This is a genomic window from Actinomadura sediminis, from assembly GCF_042675525.1.
In the GTDB taxonomy this organism is placed as follows: domain Bacteria; phylum Actinomycetota; class Actinomycetes; order Streptosporangiales; family Streptosporangiaceae; genus Spirillospora; species Spirillospora sediminis.
In genome coordinates, this window is record NZ_JBHTJA010000095.1 from 1 (window position 1) to 15,562 (window position 15,562).

Sequence of the window (15,562 nt, forward strand, 5' to 3'; positions counted from 1 at the left end):
CCGTTCCTCGCCGGCGGCGCGGGCACCGGCGCCGAGGCGGACGCGGCGCTGCTCGCCGAGGCCGCCGCGCACCGGGTGAACCTGGTGGTCACCGACGGTGCCCGCGGCTGGACGATGTTCGGTCCGGACGGGGCGCGGCACGCCGGGACGGCGATCCGGGTGACGGCCGTGGACGCCACCGGCGCCGGGGACTGCTTCGCGGGCGTCTACCTCGCGGAACTCGACAGGGGGGCCGCCCCGCCGGACGCGGCCCGCGTGGCCGCCGTCGCGGCCGGGCTGTCGTGCACCCGCCCGGGCGCGCGGGACGGCCTGCCGCACCGCGCGTCCGTCCTGTCCCGGATCCGCGCCGAGAACGACGCCCGACCGGACGACCACCGGACCACCGCTCCCCGGGCCACCGCTCCCCGGGCCACTGCTCCCCGGACCACCGCTCCCCGGGCCACTGCTCCCCGGGCCACTGCTCCCCGGACCACCGCTCCCCGGGCCACTGCTCCCCGGGCCACTGCTCCCCGAACGGACGCCCCCCGCCCCAACGACACCCGCACACCGGCTCCGGACGCCCCCGCCGCGCCCGCCCGGCCCCATCGAGAGGAGACATGATGCGACGCACGGTGCGGGCCGTTGTCGCGCTCTGCCTGCTGCTGACGGCGACGGTCGGGTGCGACGTGCAGGCCAGGCGCGAGATCGCGGCCGAGAAGAAGGCCACGGAGAAGGGACCGCCGCCGCCCGAGCGGGTCGCGGAGCCCTGCGAGGTGGACGGACGGCCGCCCAGGATCGGCGTCGTCCCGATCAACCTGCAGGCCCTCTTCTTCAACCAGATCAACACGGGCGCGAAGACGGTCGCCGACAAGGCCGGGGCGCACATGCAGGTCGTCAACGGGGACGACGACTCCCAGAAGCAGGCGAACGCGATCGACAACCTGGTCGCCGACGACTTCGACGCGATCATCGTGGACGCGGTCGACACCGAGGGCATCAAGCCCGCGATCCGGCGCGCGAAGGCCGCCGGGGTGCCGGTCGTCGCGGTGGACGCCACCGTCGACGACCCGGCCGTCGCCACCCAGGTCGGCACCGCCAACGCCGAGGGCGGGAAGCGGATCGCCGAGGAGCTGCTGGAGCTGTCCGGCGGGAAGGGCGAGGTCGGCGTCGTCGGCGCGCTCAACAGCACCGTGCAGAACGAGCGGCAGAAGGGCTTCACCGACGCGGTCACCGCGGGCGGCATGGAGATCGGAACGGTGGTGGACGGCCGCAACATCCAGGAGCAGGCCCAGTCCGCAGCGGAGAACCTGCTGACCGGCGACCCCGACCTGCCCTACGCGTACGCGACGGGCGAGCCCGCGCTGATCGGCCTCGCGGCGGCCGTCCGCAGCCAGGAGCGCGCCGAGGACATCGAGGTCGTCGGGTGGGACCTGTCCCAGCAGGCCGTGGACGGGCTCCGGGCCGGCTGGATCGTCGGGGTCGTCCAGCAGAACACCTTCGAGTTCGGCTACGAGGCGATGAACGCCGCGATCGACCTCGCCTGCGGCCGGTCCGCACCCGCGGACGTGCCCGTCCCGACCCAGATCGTCACGCCCGCGAACGTTTCGGAATACCTGTACTACCTGGAGAAGTGATGGCCGAAGCACCCCTGGTCTCACTGCGCGGCATCACCAAGTCGTTCGGCGCGGTGAAGTCGCTGCGCGGCGTCGATCTCACGCTGGCGCCGGGCGAGGTCCTCGGCCTCGTCGGCGACAACGGCGCCGGAAAGTCCACCCTGATGAAGGTCCTGGCCGGCGCGCTGCGGCACGACACCGGGACGATCGCGATCGACGGCCGCGAGGTGCGGTTCGGCAGCCCCGCGGACGCGCGCCGCGAGCGGATCGGGATCGTCTACCAGGACCTCGCGCTGTGCGACACGCTCGACGTCGCGAGCAACCTGTTCCTCGGGCGCGAGCCGCGCCGGGGCCCGTTCATCGACCGCCGCGCCATGCACCGCCGGGCCGCCGAGACGCTGTCCGAGCTGCACGTCCGGGTCACGTCGACGTACCAGGAGATCGGGCACCTGTCCGGCGGGCAGCGGCAGGCCGTGGCGATCGCCCGCGCGGTGTCGTTCAAGCCGCGGGTGCTGATCCTGGACGAGCCGACGGCGGCGCTCGCGGTCGCCGAGGTCCGCCAGGTCCTCGCGATGATCAAGGACGTCGCGGCGCGGGGCGTCGGCGTCATCCTGATCACCCACCGGCTGCAGGACCTCTTCGAGGTCTGCGACCGCATCACCGTCATGTACGAGGGCCGCAGCGTGGACGACGAGCCGGTGTCCGCGCTCGACATCGAGCGGCTCGTCGCCCTGATCACCCGTTCCGGCGCCGCGACCGGGCCCGAGTCCACCGAGGAGGTGGCCTGACATGAGCGTGCAGGCCCCGCCCGCGCCCACCGTCCGCGCCGAGACGCCCGGCGTGTGGGAACGTGCCAACAAGGCGACCCTGGCGATGGCGGGCGTTACCGTCGTGCTGTTCGCGGCCTTCGGGATCGCCTCCGACAACTTCCTGACGTTCGGCAACATGTCGAACCTGGCGACCCAGGTCGCGATCACGCTGATCGTCGCGGTGGCGATGACGTTCGTGATCACCACCGGGCAGATCGACCTGTCGGTGGGGTCGACCGTCGCGTTCGTCGCCGTCCTCACCGCGGAGATGCTCCGGGCGGGCTGGGACTCCTCGCTCGTGATCGTCGCCGCCCTGCTGGCGGGGCTGTTCTGGGGCGCGGTGAACGGCTACCTGTCCGCGTACCACCGGATCCCGCCGTTCATCGTCACGCTCGCGACGATGTCGGTGATCCGCGGGCTGGCGCAGCTGTGGACCGAGGGGTTCTCGGTCCCGATCGACGCCCGGCTGTACGTCGCCGAGATCGGCCGCGCGGAGTTCCTCGGCTTCTCCGCGCTGGCGTGGATCGCGCTCGGCACCGTGGTGATCGGCGCGGTCCTGCTGTCCAAGACCCGGTTCGGCACCTACGTGAACGGGATCGGATCGCAGGAGGAGTCGGTCCGCCGCGCCGGGGTGAACACGAACCGCATCAAGATGGCGGCGCTGATGCTGACCGGTCTCGCCGCGGGCGTCGCCGGGCTGCTGACCGCGGCCCGGCTGGGCTCCGGGTCGGCGAACTCCGCGCAGGCGTTCGAGCTGACCGTGATCGCGGCGGTGGTGCTCGGCGGAACCGACCTGTTCGGGGGCCGCGGCACGATGACCGGCACCGTCATCGGCGCGGTGATCACCGGGGTGATCGCCAACGGGCTGACGCTGCTCGGGGTGAGCCCGTTCCTCACGCCGATCGTCACCGGCCTGGTGCTGCTCGCCGCGATCTGGATCAACCTGCGCGGTCACGGCCTCGCCGAGCTGGGCGCGCACCTCATGGGACGCGGCCGCGGACGGGACCGCGCGAAGGAGCCCGCGTGACCCCGGACCGGCCCGGCCCCGGCGCCGCGGTCGAGGTGACCACGGTGACCGGCCCGGCGTCCAGCGCGGAACTGGGCCTCACCCTCACCCACGAGCACCTGCGCAACGACGTCCGGAAGGCGGTCGGCGCTCCGGCCGACCCCGGGCTGGCGTTCCTGCGCGACGCCCGCACGACCCCCGAACTGGCCTGGCTGCTGCGCGAGGAGCCCTACGCGTGCCTGGACCACTGCACGCTGGACGACGACGCCGCGATGCTCGCCGACCTGCGGGCCTTCGCGGACGCGGGCGGCGGGACGGTCGTGGACGTCACGCCCGGCGGCCTCGGCCGCGACCCGCGCGCCCTCCGGGCGTTCGCCGAGCGCAGCGGCCTGCGGATCGTGATGGGATCCGGCTGGTACCTGGAGCCGTACCACCCGCCGCACCTGGCCGGGACGGACGAACGCGGCCTCGCGGCCGAGCTGGTCGCGGAGTTCTCGGGCGGCGTCGAGGGCACGGGCGTCCGTCCGGGCGTGATCGGCGAGATCGGCGTGTCGCCGGACTTCACGCCCGCCGAGGAGCACGCGCTGCGGGCCGCGGCCCGCGCGCAGCGGGAGACCGGCGTCCCGCTCTACGTGCACCTGCCCGGCTGGCGGCGGCGCGCGCACGAGGTCCTCGACATCGTCCTGGACGAGTACGGCGTGCCGCCCGGCGCGGTGGTCCTGTGCCACATGGACCCGTCGCACGACGACCCCGGCTACCAGCGCGCGGTCGCGGACCGGGGCGTCTGGCTGGAGTTCGACATGATCGGCATGCCGTTCCGCTACCCGGACGAGGGCCAGTCGCCCGCCCCGCACGAGACCGCCCGCGCGGTCACTTGGCTCGTCGTGCACGGGTACGGCGGGCGGCTGCTGCTCAGCCACGACGTGTTCCTCAAGAGCATGCTCACCGTCTACGGAGGCAACGGCTTCCGGTACGTGCCGACCCTGTTCGTCCGGCGCCTGACCGAACTCGGCGTGCCGCGCGAGGTGGCGGAGGGACTCCTGCGCGACAACCCCGCGCGGCTGTTCGAGGCCGCCGCGGCCTGACCGACGGGCCCGCACGACGGACCCGCACGGCCGGCCCGCACGCCCGGCCGGCCCCCACGTAAGACCCCGTCCGAAAGAGAGGAACCACAAGTGAGCCGCGTCCTGATCGCAGGAGAGAGCTGGGTCACCCAGTCCACCCACATCAAGGGGGTGGACTCGTTCACCACCACCTCCTACGTCACCGGCGTCGAGCCGCTGCGCCACGCGCTGGAGGGCCGGGGCCACGAGGTGGTGCACATGCCCGCCCATCTGGTGCCGGCCGAATTCCCCGGCGACGCGGACGCCCTGGCGGCCTACGACGTCGTCGTCCTGTCGGACATCGGCGCGAACTCCCTGCAGCTCGCCCCGGAGGTGTTCGAGCGGGCCGTCCCGGGCCGGGACCGGCTCGGGGCACTGCGCGACTGGACGCGGGACGGCGGCGGCCTGCTGATGGTCGGCGGGTACCTGTCGTTCACCGGGTTCGAGGCCAAGGCCGCGTTCCGCAACACGGTGCTGCACGAGGCGCTCCCCGTCGAGCTGCTGCCCGAGGACGACCGGGTGGAGCTGCCCGCCGGGGCCCGCGCGACCGTCACGGCCGCCGACCACCCCGCGCTCGGCGGCGTCGCCGGCGACTGGCCGGTGCTGCTCGGCTACAACCGGGTCGTCCCCCGGGAGAACACCGAGGTCCTGGCGACGCTGAACGGCGACCCGCTGGTCGCCGTCGCCGGGTACGGCACCGGCCGCTCGGCGGTGTTCACCTCCGACTGCTCGCCGCACTGGGCGCCGCGGCCGTTCTGCGAGGACTGGGACGGCTACGCGAAGGTGTTCGGCGGCCTGGTCGAATGGCTCGCGGCGTGACGCGCTCGCGGGCGCTGCTCGACGCGTGCGCCGAGCCGCTGGAGCGGGCCGCGGCCATGCGGTTCGCCGAGGACGTCCGCGCGGGGACCGTCGGCGACCGGGAGTACGCCGACTACCTGGAGATCGAGGCGTCGTTCGTCGCCACCGCCGCGCGGCTGCACGGGCTGGCGATCTGGGACGCGCCGGACGCCGCGGCGATCGAGCGGAACGCGGCGGCCGTGCACGCGCTGACCACCGAGCAGGCCGGCTACTTCCGCGCCGCCCGCGCGGCCTGGCCGGTCCCGGCGCGTCCGGGCGCGGCGGCGCGCGGCGCGGTGCTGTCGGAGTTCGCGCTGGCGGCGGCCCGCGAGGGCGGGCACGCGGCCGTGGTGACGGTGATGTTCGCCGCCGAGAGCCTGTACCTCGCCTGGTGCGGACGCGCGCACCGGGAGGGCCGCGTCCCGGCCGGGCCGGTCGCCGACTGGGTCGCCCTGCACGCGGGCGACGCGTTCCGGCGGGGCGTCGAGGCGCTCGCCCGGGAGGTCGACGCGATCCCCGCGGACGTCCCGGACGACCGGCTCGCGCGCTGGTTCACCGGGATGCTGGAGGCGGAGATCGCCTTCCACGACGCCGTCTACGCCTGACGCGTCCGGCCCGCCAGGAGCGCCACGACCGGCGCGAACTCCTCCATCGCCGAGTCGGGCACCTGGTAGTAGGTGAACCCGTAGCGCTCCCGGCGCTCGGTCATCTGCTCGGCGATGTGCTCGGGCGGCCCGACGAACTGGGACGGCATGTCCAGGACGAGGTCGGTGGAGGAGGCGCCCCAGCCGCGCGTCACCGCCACCCGGGCGGCGGCGGCGCGCGGGTCGGCGCCGAACCGCGGCGTCACCATCATGCTCAGTTCGACGTCCCGGTCGCCGGCGGCCTCCCGGACGAGGTCGGCCTTGCGGGCGATCGTGTCCGGGAGCCGCTCGGTGATCTCGTCGGAGATGGCGCCCTCGGGCAGCGCCCGCGGCAGGATCCCGACCGTGTCGGCGTGCCGCCCGGCGATGCCGAGCATCCGGGCGCTCCCGGCGCCGACGACCAGCGGCGGGCACCGCTCGGGGCGCGGGAAGACGGTCAGCCCGTCGACCCGGTAGTGGTCGCCGGCGAACGAGGTCGTCTCGCCGGACAGGAGGCTCCGCAGGATGCGCAGCGACTCCTCCAGCCGCCCGACGCGCGTCCCCGCGGCGTCGAACGGCATCCCGGCGGCCTCGTACTCCGTCCGCAGCCAGCCGGCGCCGATCCCGAGCTCGAACCGCCCGCCGGACAGGTGGTCGAGCGTCGCGGCCTCCTTGGCCAGCAGCACCGGGTGCCGGTAGTCGTTGGCGAGCACCATCGTGCCCAGCCGCAGGGTGCTCGTGACGGCCGCCGCCGACGCGAGCGCGACCATCGGCGCGAGCTGGTCGCCGAACGGGTCGCGCACGAAGTGGTCGCGCAGCGTCAGCGTCGCGTAGCCCAGTTCCTCCGCGCGCCGGGCGGTCGCGGTCAGCTCGGCGCCGGACCGGATCGACTCTCCGACGACCCCGAAACGGAACGCGCGTGCGTGTTCGTCCATGCCTTCCAGCATGGCGGGCGCGTCCGGACGGCGCTGGCGGAAATCCGACGCGCAGACCGGCGGGACGGGCGAGCGGCTCGGTCGCCGTCCGTGCGGCGTAAGGGCGTCACCGACTGCCCGGCCCCACCGGTCGCTTCCAGCGTGCGTCGCGGACGGCCCGCGCGCAAGTCATCGCGTGCCCGGCGGATCGACGCGCTGGGCGAGCAGCCGTCCCGGCCAGTCGCCGACCGTGAACTCCGCCACCGGCTCGAAGCCGTTGCGGCGGTAGTACTCCACGAGCCGCCCGTCCCCGCCGCCGTAACAGTCGACGCGCAGCAGCCGCGCGCCGCGCGCGGCGGCCTCCCGCCTCGCCTCGCCGATGAGGGCCGCGCCGACGCCGTGCCCGGCGAACGCGCGGTCGGTGACGAGCAGCGTGATGTACAGCTCCGGTTCGCCGGCCGCGTCCACGTAGTGCGGCGGGTTCGGCCCGGCCGCCATGAACCCGGCCGGACGGCCGTCGATCTCCGTCGCCCAGACGCCGTCGTCGCGCGCGATGCCGGTGATCCGCTCCACCCGGCGCGGGTCGTCCGACCAGGGCTCGGTGCCCCACTGCCCGGACCGTCCCCCGCGGACGAGCCATGCCACCGCGCCGTCCAGCATCGCCAGCATCGCGGGCGCGCTCTCCGGGCCGCCCCGGCGGATCCTCATCGTGCCACCTCCGCCGCCGATCATCGCACGGCCGGACGTTCGCACGGCCGGACGTTCGCACGGCCGGGCGTTCGCACGGCCGGGCGTTCGCACGGCCCCTCGGGCGGAGGCGATGCCCGTCAGGCGGAGGCGATGAACGCCTGCGCGCGGCGGAAGAGCCCGAGGGTGATCGAGTGCAGCAGGTCGCCGGTCTCGCGCGGCGCCTTCCCGGCGCAGGCGCGGGCGTGCGTGCCCTCCAGGACGATGCCGAGCTTGAAGCACGCCAGCACCGCGTACCACCGGATGGACGACAGGTCGCGTCCCGTGACGGCGTCCGCGCGGCCCGCGTAGGCGTCGACGAGCTCGTCCGCGCCGGGCAGCCCGCCCGCGGAGCCGAGCGGCCCGGCGAGCGCGGCGCTCTCGTCGTCCCGGTCCGGCCAGGTCGCCAGCAGCCAGCCGAGGTCCAGCAGCGGGTCGCCGATCGTGCACATCTCCCAGTCGACGATCGCGGCGATCTCCGGGCCGGTGGGGGAGTACATCAGGTTGGCCAGGTGGTAGTCGCCGTGCATGATCCCGGGCCGCCACGTCGCCGGCCGCCGTTCCTCGAGCCAGCGCGCGACGTCGTCCAGTCCCGGGATGTCGGGGCCGGGGTAGCCGTCCAGGGCTCCGTAGGACTCGAGTTCCGACGTCCACCGGCCCACCTGCCGCTCCAGGAACCCGGCCGGCTTGCCGAAGTCGGCGAGCCCGACGGCCTCGTGGTCGACCGCCCCCAGCGCCGCCAGTGCGCGCGCCGCGTTCAGCCCCATCTCATGCCGGACGGACGCGTCCTTCGCGTGCGGTTCCGGGAGCGTCACGGAGGCGTTGAACCCGTCGACGGGGGTCATCAGGTAGAACACGGCACCGTTCATCACGGACTCGTCGGGGCAGGCGGCGACGAGGCGGGGCGCGGGCACGTCCGTGCCGTCCAGCGCCCCCAGCACGCGGGCCTCCCGGCGCAGGACGTCGTTGGTGCGGGCCCGCAGGTGCGCGGGGCCGCGCCGCAGCACGTACTCCCGGCCGCCCCGCCGGAAGCGGATCAGCGTGTTCTGCGTGCCGCCGGTGAGCGGAGCGACGTCCTCGAACGGTCCCTCCGGCAGGCCCCGGGCGTCCATCCACCCCGCGAGGACCTGGAAGTCCACGAGCGTCCGGTCGATCTGCTCAGGCTGCTGCACGGCGGGTCCCTTCGACATGGCGTGGTACCGGAGAGTAACAGTCATGCACTTGCATTACTGATTCAGTTACGTGCATTATCGAGCGGACGCCAGCCACCGACGGCAGGAGACGCGCCATGGCATGGGACTTCGAGACCGACCCCGCTTACCAGGAACTCCTCGACTGGGCGGACGCCTTCGTGCGGGACGAGGTCGAACCGCTCGACCTCGTCCTCGGCAGCCCGTACGACAAGGCGGACCCGCGCTACAAGACGCTCGTGCGGCCCCTGCAGGACCGGGTGCGGGAGAAGGGGCTGTGGGCGTGCCACCTCGGCCCCGACCTCGGCGGCCAGGGCTACGGCCAGGTGAAGCTGGCGCTGCTCAACGAGATTCTCGGCAGGTCGCGCTGGGCGCCGTCGGTGTTCGGCTGCCAGGCCCCCGACTCCGGCAACGCGGAGATCATCGCCCACTTCGGCACGCCCGCCCAGAAGGATCGCTACCTGCGGCCGCTGCTGGACGGCGAGATCTCCTCGTCGTACTCGATGACCGAGCCGCACGGCGGCGCCGACCCGACCCTGTTCACCACGCGGGCCGTCCGCGACGGGGACGGCTGGGTGATCAACGGCGAGAAGTGGTTCTCCTCCAACGCCCGCCACGCCGAGTTCCTGATCGTCATGGCGGTCACGAACCCGGACGTCAGCGCGTACGAGGGCATGTCGATGTTCATCGTCCCCGCCGACGCCCCCGGCCTGGTCACCGTCCGCAACGTCGGCGTCGGCGGGGAACGCGAGGGCTCGCACGGCTACCTGCGCTACGAGGACGTCCGCGTCCCGGCCGAGAACCTCCTCGGGGACGAGGGCGGCGCGTTCGCCATCGCCCAGACGCGGCTCGGTGGCGGCCGCATCCATCACGCCATGCGGACGATCGCGCAGGTCCGCAAGGCGTTCGACATGATGCTCGAGCGGTCGGTGTCCCGGCAGACCCGCTTCGGGCCGCTCGCCAAGCTGCAGATGACGCGGGAGAAGATCGCCGACAGCTGGATCGAGATCGAGCAGTTCCGGCTGCTGGTGCTGCGCACCGCCTGGCTGATCGACAAGCACCGCGACTACCGGAAGGTCCGCAAGGACATCGCGGCCGTCAAGGCCGCGATGCCGAAGGTGTACCACGACGTGGTGCAGCGGGCGATGCACCTGCACGGCGCGCTCGGCGTGTCGAACGAGATGCCGTTCGCCGCCATGATGATGGGTGCGCAGGCGATGGCGATCGCGGACGGCCCCACCGAGGTCCACAAGATCACCCTCGCCCGGCAGCTGCTGCGCGACGTCGAGCCGGTCGAGGGCCTGTGGCCGTCCGAGCACCTGCCGACCAGGCGGGAGGCGGCGCGCGAGCGGTTCGCCGAGGCCCTGGAGCTGACGATCGGCGAGGAGTGAGACGAGTGAGGGACGGCGCAGGATGAACGACACCCGGGAACGGCTGCTGGACGCCGCCGAGCGGCTCTACGCCGAACGCGGGGTGGACGCCGTCAGCCTCCGCGAGATCGTGCAGGAGGCCGGCGTCCGCAACGCGACGGCCGTCCAGTATCACTTCGGCGACCGCGCGGGGATGGTCCGCGCCGTCTTCGCGCGGCACGCCCCCGAGGTCGAGGCGCGCCGGCACGCCCTGCTGGACGCCTGCGAGGCGGACGGCGGCGACGACCCGGAGGGCGCCGTGCGGGCCCTCGCCGCCGCGCTCGTCCGCCCCCTCACGGCGCGCCTCGCCGACCCGTCCGGGCGCGCGTTCCTGCAGATCTGGGCGGACGTGCTGAACCGCCCGGACCCGATCGTCCCGGTCGCCGTCCTGGACGACCCGTCCGACAGCCTGTGCCGCTGGCGCGCGCTCGTCGAACCCCTGCTGGAGGAGGACGCGGCGCGTCTGCACCGCCGGTTCACCGCCGTCCGGTACGCCGCCATCGAGGTGGCGCGCCGCGCCCGCTCCGGCCCCCGCACCGACGACCGCCTGTTCACCAGCTACCTGATCGACGTCGTCGCCGCGATCCTCGGCGCCCCGGTCTCGCCCGAGACCCGCCGCCTCGCCGCCGAGCGCGACGCCGCCCGCGGGTGACATCCGTCCAAGACGGGCCCGGTCCCGGCCCCGCAGAGTGGGCATGTAACCCGCGATGACCAGGGAGGACGACATGGCGAACGAGAAGACCGGCGGGATCAGCCCGATCGTCGGCTACACCGACGTCGAGAAGGCGCTGGAGTGGCTGGAAAAGGCGTTCGGGTTCGAGGTGAAGGCCGTGCACCGGGACGACGACGGCAACATCGTCCACACCGAGATGCGGCACGGCGACGGCGTCTTCATGCTCAGCGGCGGCAACCCCGGGAAGGCGGCCAACTACGTCGTGGTGACCGACCCCGACGCCCACCACGACCGGGCGAAGGCCGCGGGCGCGGAGATCTTCCGTGAACTCGCCGACCAGGACTACGGCTCCCGCGACTACGCCGCCCGCGACCTGGACGGGAACGAGTGGTACTTCGGGACGTACCGGCCCTGACCGCCCCGGAAAAATCCGGAGACCCGGGGCGGGCCGGTCTGCCAGGGTGGGCCGATGACCATGTCCCGAACCGAGCTGCTGCGCTGGCAGTTCGACTTCACCTGGGCCCTGTTCGAGTACCACCTCGACCGGCTCGTCCCCGGCGACCACCGATGGGAGCCGGGGCCGCTGTGCTGGACCGTCCGCCCCACCGCCGGCGGCGGCTGGGAACCGGACTTCGCCGAGACCGAGCCCGATCCCGTGCCGGTTCCCACCGTCGCCTGGATCACCTGGCACATCGGCTGGTGGTGGAGCGCCGCCCTCGACCACGTGCACGGACGGGCCCCGCGCGACCGCACGGAGATCGCGTGGCCGGGGGAGGAGAAGGCCGTCGAGTGGCTGCGCGGCCTGCGCGTCGAGTGGGCGGAGGCACTCGACGGCCTCACCGAAGCCGGCCTCGACGCCCGCACCGCCTATCCCTGGCCGGAGGACGCCGGATACACCGTCGCCCACATGGCCGGCTGGGTGAACGCCGAGCTGATGAAGAACGCCGCCGAGATCGGGCAGCTCCGCATGCTGCGGGCCGCGGCCGAGCACGGGGAGGGCGCGCAGCGCGGGGAAAAATGAGCGGGCCGCCCTGACCGGCCGGTGCTACGGTTTCGGGGCCGGCCGCGGGACTCCAGGTGCGACTTCCGGAACCCGCCTTTACAGCGATGATTCGCCGCTCGCGCCCCCCATTCCCCGGCCGGCACCCCCCATTCCCCGGCCGGAGCATGACGCCATGACCGAGACGCCATGACCGAGACGTTCGCGGACCTGATCGCGTGCGAGGACGCGCTGATGTTCGTCAACGCGGCGATCACCTCCACGGGGCAGCGCGAGTTCCACCACGAGCAGGGCGAGCAGCGGCTCAGCCTCGGCTTCCTGCACGAGTACATCCTGGAGAACTACCGGGACCTGTACGCGGCCGCGCTCGCGCTGAACGTCAACGACCACAACGCCGCGCTGATCGTCCGGAACCTGCTGCTGCGGGCGGGCGACGTGGACGTGGAACGGCGGCGCCGCGAGGGACGGCTGATCGCGCGGCGGCTCGAACTGCTGCCGCCGCAGCGCGTCTACCGGCTGTTCCGTGAGCTGCGCCGCCGCGGCGTCAACAACCGGCGCACCCGCGCGATCATGCGGGACTGGATGGCGGCCCGCCCCGACCCGGCCTTCGACGCGGTGAAGTACCGCGACGCCGTCAAAAGCGCGATGCGGCACGCGCACGCGCGTCCCCCCGGCGGCGTCGCCGGCGGGGAGCTCGGCGCGTTCCTGTTCGCGCCGCGCGGCGTCAAGCGGTTCGGCACGCCGATCTTCGAGACGTGGCGACGGGCGCACTACGAGCGGGAGGCGCTGTACGAGCTGCCGTACACGGTCGCGGAGGGGTTCGCCGCCCGGCACAACGTGCCCCGCGCCGTTTTCCTCGAGCGCATCGAGGCGCGGATGACGCGGCTCGAACGGCTTCGCCTGCGGGAAAGCGCGGGCGTCGGGGCGGACCTCCGCACGATGCCGCTCACCCGGCTCGCCACGTACGTGCTGTCGCTGCCCCTGGACGACCGGGCCCGGCGCCGCGCGGAACTGACCGAGGCGCTGCGCACGTCCGCGCGGCGGGTCGCGGGCACCGCCCGCGGCTCATGGGGGCGGGTGGCCGCCGTCCTGGACGACAGCCACTCGACGTCCGGATCCGGGCAGAAGCGGCGCCGCCCGCTCGCCGTGGCGCTCGCGGCGTCCTACCTGCTGGAGGCGCTCGCGAAGGAGTACACGCCGCTCTGGACGTCGGGCCGCACCGACGAGCTGCTGCTGTACCCGTCCGGTCCGACACCGCTCGGCGAACGCGTCCTCACCGCGCTGGAGACCGGCCCCGAGCGGCTGATCATCGTGTCGGACGGCTGGGACAACGCGCCGCCCGGCCTCGCCGCGGACGTCCTGCGGATCTGGCGGACGCGCCTGGACCCGGGGCACCGGTACGGCGGCGCGCAGCGCGTCCAGATCACGCACCTGAACCCCGTGTACGACGCCGACGACTTCGATGTCCGCCGGCTGGCGCCGACCGTCCCGACCGCCGGGATCCGCGACGCCGAGGACCTGCCGACCCTCGTCGAGCTCGCCCGCTTCGCCGAGGGACGCGTCGGCCTGCCCAGGCTGCAGGCGCACCTCGACGAACGGACCGCACGCTTCCTGGAGAGCCCATGACGTTCAGCCTGGACGGGCTGGAGACCCGCCCCGCGCAGACGTGGGGGTCGATCCGGCTCGTGCCGCTCGTGCGCGACGAGCCCGTCCCGAACCTGCGGCTGCACCGCGTCGCGTACGAGGAGCCGCTCTCCGTCGTGGACGTCGGCGACGGCACGTCCTACGCGTCCTACATCCCGCACGCCTTCGTGGCGCAGTGGGACGACGGGGACCGGCTTCCCGCCGCGTCCTACGGCACCCGCCTCCTGGAGCGCGACACCGCGCCCGCGCCGGAGCGGATGCCGATCCGCACCATCCGGCGCATGGCGCGGAAGGCGGGCAAGGACCGGCTCCGCTTCCTGCCGCTCCACCTGGCGGTCGAGGGGTATCTCGCGCTGCACTTCGGCGGCCCCGCGATCGCCTGGGAGGAATGGTCCCGCCGGGCGGTGAACCAGGGGCTGTCGCCGCGCGCCGAGGCGGCCTACCTCGGCCTCCGGGTGCGCGGGCTGGAGGACGCGCTGCGGGTGTTCGAGATCCACCCCGGCCAGTGCGGCGTGCTCGTCTACGTCGCCGACGCCCTCGCGAGCGCGTTCGCCGTCCCGCACCCGGACGACTACCGCGCGCTGCACGCCACCCTCGTCGAGGACCTGTTCGGCGAGACGATCTACCTCCACGGGCTGCTCGGCGCGCCGGCCGGGGACGTGTCGGCCGGGATCGACGACGCGGAGATCGGCTCGGTGGCCGACCTGCGCGCCGCGGCCGGCCGCGCCCGGGCGGAGTGGGCGGAGTTCCACGACGAGGTCATGGCCCGGTGGATCTTCGACGAGCGCGGGACGTACCGGCACGTCCAGCGGCTGCACGGGTTCCACCTGACGCGGTTCCTGCCGTCGTTCGAGCTCCGGCGGGAGAACCACATCGGCGAGGCCATCGTGGACGGCGACGCCCGCGTCGCCTACCTCAAGACGTTCCGGCTGTCGGACGGCCAGATCCGCCGCGGCCACCTGCTCGGCCGGCTGGCCGAGCACGACTGGCGGCTCCACCGTGCGGCCGCCGCGATGGGCGTGACGGAGGCGAATCTGGCGCTGCGCCTCGACCGCTCCGGGTTCGGGCACCTGCTGCGCCCGGACGTCCTGGACCACTACCGCGCGCGGGCGCGGCGGGGCGAGACGCCCGGCCCCCGGCCGCCCGGCGGGGCCGCGGTCACCTGAGCCCGGTGAACAGGTCGTCCTCCGGGTCGGGCGCGGCGACGCGGCTGAACCGGCGGACGAACGACTCCCGCGCCAGGACGAGCGGCCGCACGTCCTCCGGCATGCGCAGGATGAAGATGTTCTCGCCCTGGCTCGCGTGCGCCTCCAGCGCCTTGAACTTCTGCTCCGTGTACGCCGACACGTCGACCGTGGTCGTGACGAGCTCGTCCGGGGTGCCGAAGTCGTCCGGCGGCTCGAAACCGAGGTCGATGCCGAGCCGCCGGGCGCCCTCGATCATCTGCCGGACGCCCGAACGGGGGATCGCGGTGTAGTACAGCTTGTCCGGCACGCCGCTGCGCTCGGCGGCGGCCATCGCGATCCGGTGCGCCATGATGTGGTCGGGATGCCCGTAGCCGCCGTTCTCGTCGTAGGTGACGACCACCTGCGGCCGGTACTTCTCCATCAGCGCGACGAGCGGCGCGACCGCGTCGTCGAGCGGCACGTTCGCGAACGCGGCCGGGTCGTCGTTGGCCGCCCATCCGACCATGCCGGAGTCGCGGTGCCCGAGCAGTTCCACGTGATCGATGCCGAGATGCCCGGCCGACTCGGCCAGCTCGCCGAGGCGGCGCCGCGCGACCCCGTCCGCGTCGTGCCCCGGGTCGCCGGGCTTGCGGCCGCCCTCGTCGTCGCCCTGCTCCCCGTTGGTGCAGGTGACCAGCACCGTCCGGATTCCCTCGGCGGCGCAGCGGGCCAGCACGCCGCCGGTGCCCAGGACCTCGTCGTCGGGGTGGGCGTGGACCGCCATCAGCGTGAGTTCCTGGGGCATCGCGTGCGGCTCCTCGGCTTCTCCGGAAAACGGGGCGTCGGGCGACGTCCCGGTGATGTCCGGCG

17 protein-coding genes are annotated in these 15,562 nt (G+C 73.9%); 13 read left to right on the top strand and 4 right to left on the bottom strand.

Going from position 1 to position 15,562, the window contains the following annotated elements; translation table 11 throughout:
- The 7 genes from ACFQ11_RS30115 to ACFQ11_RS30145 form a co-directional block, all read left to right on the top strand.
- Window positions 1-600, top strand: a 600-nt coding sequence (locus tag ACFQ11_RS30115; protein ID WP_378304782.1) for a PfkB family carbohydrate kinase, incomplete at its 5' end; no start/stop codon positions are given.
- Window positions 597-1,613: a substrate-binding domain-containing protein gene (locus ACFQ11_RS30120; protein ID WP_378304784.1), complete on the top strand. Its 1,017-nt coding sequence runs from the start codon at window positions 597-599 to the stop codon at window positions 1,611-1,613. The genes ACFQ11_RS30115 and ACFQ11_RS30120, both read left to right, overlap by 4 nt.
- Window positions 1,613-2,380 carry an ATP-binding cassette domain-containing protein gene (locus ACFQ11_RS30125; RefSeq protein WP_378304786.1) on the top strand — a complete coding sequence of 256 codons (768 nt, stop codon included), beginning with the start codon at window positions 1,613-1,615 and terminating at the stop codon, window positions 2,378-2,380. Before ACFQ11_RS30120 ends, ACFQ11_RS30125 begins: the two co-directional genes overlap by 1 nt.
- Before the next feature lies 1 nt (window position 2,381).
- Window positions 2,382-3,428: an ABC transporter permease gene (locus ACFQ11_RS30130; RefSeq protein ID WP_378304789.1), complete on the top strand. Its 1,047-nt coding sequence runs from the start codon at window positions 2,382-2,384 to the stop codon at window positions 3,426-3,428.
- Complete coding sequence (locus ACFQ11_RS30135) at window positions 3,425-4,492, top strand: phosphotriesterase family protein (RefSeq protein ID WP_378304791.1); 1,068 nt, start codon at window positions 3,425-3,427, stop codon at window positions 4,490-4,492. Before ACFQ11_RS30130 ends, ACFQ11_RS30135 begins: the two co-directional genes overlap by 4 nt.
- Window positions 4,493-4,582: 90 nt before the next feature.
- On the top strand, window positions 4,583-5,329 hold the full coding sequence (locus ACFQ11_RS30140) for a glutamine amidotransferase (protein WP_378304794.1): 747 nt from the start codon (window positions 4,583-4,585) through the stop codon (window positions 5,327-5,329).
- Window positions 5,326-5,952: a TenA family protein gene (locus tag ACFQ11_RS30145; protein ID WP_378304796.1), complete on the top strand. Its 627-nt coding sequence runs from the start codon at window positions 5,326-5,328 to the stop codon at window positions 5,950-5,952. Before ACFQ11_RS30140 ends, ACFQ11_RS30145 begins: the two co-directional genes overlap by 4 nt.
- On the opposite strand, the gene ACFQ11_RS30150 is transcribed toward ACFQ11_RS30145, so the two are convergent.
- From ACFQ11_RS30150 to ACFQ11_RS30160, 3 genes are all read right to left on the bottom strand, one after another.
- Window positions 5,943-6,905, bottom strand: a complete 963-nt coding sequence (locus ACFQ11_RS30150; RefSeq protein ID WP_378304798.1) for a TIGR03621 family F420-dependent LLM class oxidoreductase — start codon at window positions 6,903-6,905, stop codon at window positions 5,943-5,945. The two genes, ACFQ11_RS30145 and ACFQ11_RS30150, sit on opposite strands and share 10 nt — an antisense overlap.
- Before the next feature lie 168 nt (window positions 6,906-7,073).
- On the bottom strand, window positions 7,074-7,592 hold the full coding sequence (locus tag ACFQ11_RS30155; RefSeq protein ID WP_378304800.1) for a GNAT family N-acetyltransferase: 519 nt from the start codon (window positions 7,590-7,592) through the stop codon (window positions 7,074-7,076).
- Window positions 7,593-7,711: 119 nt separating this feature from the next.
- Window positions 7,712-8,827, bottom strand: coding sequence for a phosphotransferase family protein (locus ACFQ11_RS30160; RefSeq protein WP_378304802.1), 1,116 nt, complete (start codon window positions 8,825-8,827; stop codon window positions 7,712-7,714).
- 71 nt (window positions 8,828-8,898) lie between these two features.
- Between ACFQ11_RS30160 and ACFQ11_RS30165 the strand changes: the two genes are divergently transcribed.
- The 6 genes from ACFQ11_RS30165 (at window position 8,899) to ACFQ11_RS30190 (ending at window position 14,692) form a co-directional block, all read left to right on the top strand.
- Window positions 8,899-10,191 carry an acyl-CoA dehydrogenase family protein gene (locus ACFQ11_RS30165; RefSeq protein WP_378304804.1) on the top strand — a complete coding sequence of 431 codons (1,293 nt, stop codon included), beginning with the start codon at window positions 8,899-8,901 and terminating at the stop codon, window positions 10,189-10,191.
- A 22-nt stretch (window positions 10,192-10,213) separates the two neighbouring features.
- Window positions 10,214-10,861 carry a TetR/AcrR family transcriptional regulator gene (locus ACFQ11_RS30170; protein ID WP_378304807.1) on the top strand — a complete coding sequence of 216 codons (648 nt, stop codon included), beginning with the start codon at window positions 10,214-10,216 and terminating at the stop codon, window positions 10,859-10,861.
- Window positions 10,862-10,934: 73 nt separating this feature from the next.
- Window positions 10,935-11,297 (top strand): VOC family protein, encoded by a 363-nt coding sequence (locus ACFQ11_RS30175; protein WP_378304809.1) that lies wholly within the window; start codon window positions 10,935-10,937, stop codon window positions 11,295-11,297.
- Window positions 11,298-11,351: 54 nt separating this feature from the next.
- A complete protein-coding gene (locus tag ACFQ11_RS30180) occupies window positions 11,352-11,903 on the top strand; it encodes a DinB family protein (protein ID WP_378304811.1) in 552 nt (183 codons plus the stop codon).
- Window positions 11,904-12,071: 168 nt separating this feature from the next.
- Window positions 12,072-13,508 (top strand): hypothetical protein, encoded by a 1,437-nt coding sequence (locus ACFQ11_RS30185; RefSeq protein ID WP_378304813.1) that lies wholly within the window; start codon window positions 12,072-12,074, stop codon window positions 13,506-13,508.
- A complete protein-coding gene (locus ACFQ11_RS30190) occupies window positions 13,505-14,692 on the top strand; it encodes an ARPP-2 domain-containing protein (protein WP_378304815.1) in 1,188 nt (395 codons plus the stop codon). Before ACFQ11_RS30185 ends, ACFQ11_RS30190 begins: the two co-directional genes overlap by 4 nt.
- On the opposite strand, the gene ACFQ11_RS30195 is transcribed toward ACFQ11_RS30190, so the two are convergent.
- Window positions 14,685-15,497 (bottom strand): PIG-L family deacetylase, encoded by an 813-nt coding sequence (locus ACFQ11_RS30195; RefSeq protein WP_378304817.1) that lies wholly within the window; start codon window positions 15,495-15,497, stop codon window positions 14,685-14,687. The two genes, ACFQ11_RS30190 and ACFQ11_RS30195, sit on opposite strands and share 8 nt — an antisense overlap.
- Between the last annotated feature and the right edge of the window lie 65 nt (window positions 15,498-15,562).

Bases quoted from the DNA above. Each gene is read 5' to 3' on its own strand.
- ACFQ11_RS30125 (WP_378304786.1), top strand. From the start codon at position 1,613: ATGGCCGAAGCACCCCTGGTCTCACTGCGCGGCATCACCAAGTCGTTC.
- ACFQ11_RS30130 (WP_378304789.1), top strand. From the start codon at position 2,382: ATGAGCGTGCAGGCCCCGCCCGCGCCCACCGTCCGCGCCGAGACGCCC.
- ACFQ11_RS30175 (WP_378304809.1), top strand. From the start codon at position 10,935: ATGGCGAACGAGAAGACCGGCGGGATCAGCCCGATCGTCGGCTACACC.
- ACFQ11_RS30180 (WP_378304811.1), top strand. From the start codon at position 11,352: ATGACCATGTCCCGAACCGAGCTGCTGCGCTGGCAGTTCGACTTCACC.
- ACFQ11_RS30165 (WP_378304804.1), top strand. From the start codon at position 8,899: ATGGCATGGGACTTCGAGACCGACCCCGCTTACCAGGAACTCCTCGAC.
- ACFQ11_RS30120 (WP_378304784.1), top strand. From the start codon at position 597: ATGATGCGACGCACGGTGCGGGCCGTTGTCGCGCTCTGCCTGCTGCTG.
- ACFQ11_RS30160 (WP_378304802.1), bottom strand. From the start codon at position 8,827: ATGACTGTTACTCTCCGGTACCACGCCATGTCGAAGGGACCCGCCGTG.
- ACFQ11_RS30190 (WP_378304815.1), top strand. From the start codon at position 13,505: ATGACGTTCAGCCTGGACGGGCTGGAGACCCGCCCCGCGCAGACGTGG.
- ACFQ11_RS30185 (WP_378304813.1), top strand. From the start codon at position 12,072: ATGACCGAGACGTTCGCGGACCTGATCGCGTGCGAGGACGCGCTGATG.
- ACFQ11_RS30155 (WP_378304800.1), bottom strand. From the start codon at position 7,592: ATGAGGATCCGCCGGGGCGGCCCGGAGAGCGCGCCCGCGATGCTGGCG.
- ACFQ11_RS30195 (WP_378304817.1), bottom strand. From the start codon at position 15,497: ATGCCCCAGGAACTCACGCTGATGGCGGTCCACGCCCACCCCGACGAC.
- ACFQ11_RS30170 (WP_378304807.1), top strand. From the start codon at position 10,214: ATGAACGACACCCGGGAACGGCTGCTGGACGCCGCCGAGCGGCTCTAC.
- ACFQ11_RS30150 (WP_378304798.1), bottom strand. From the start codon at position 6,905: ATGGACGAACACGCACGCGCGTTCCGTTTCGGGGTCGTCGGAGAGTCG.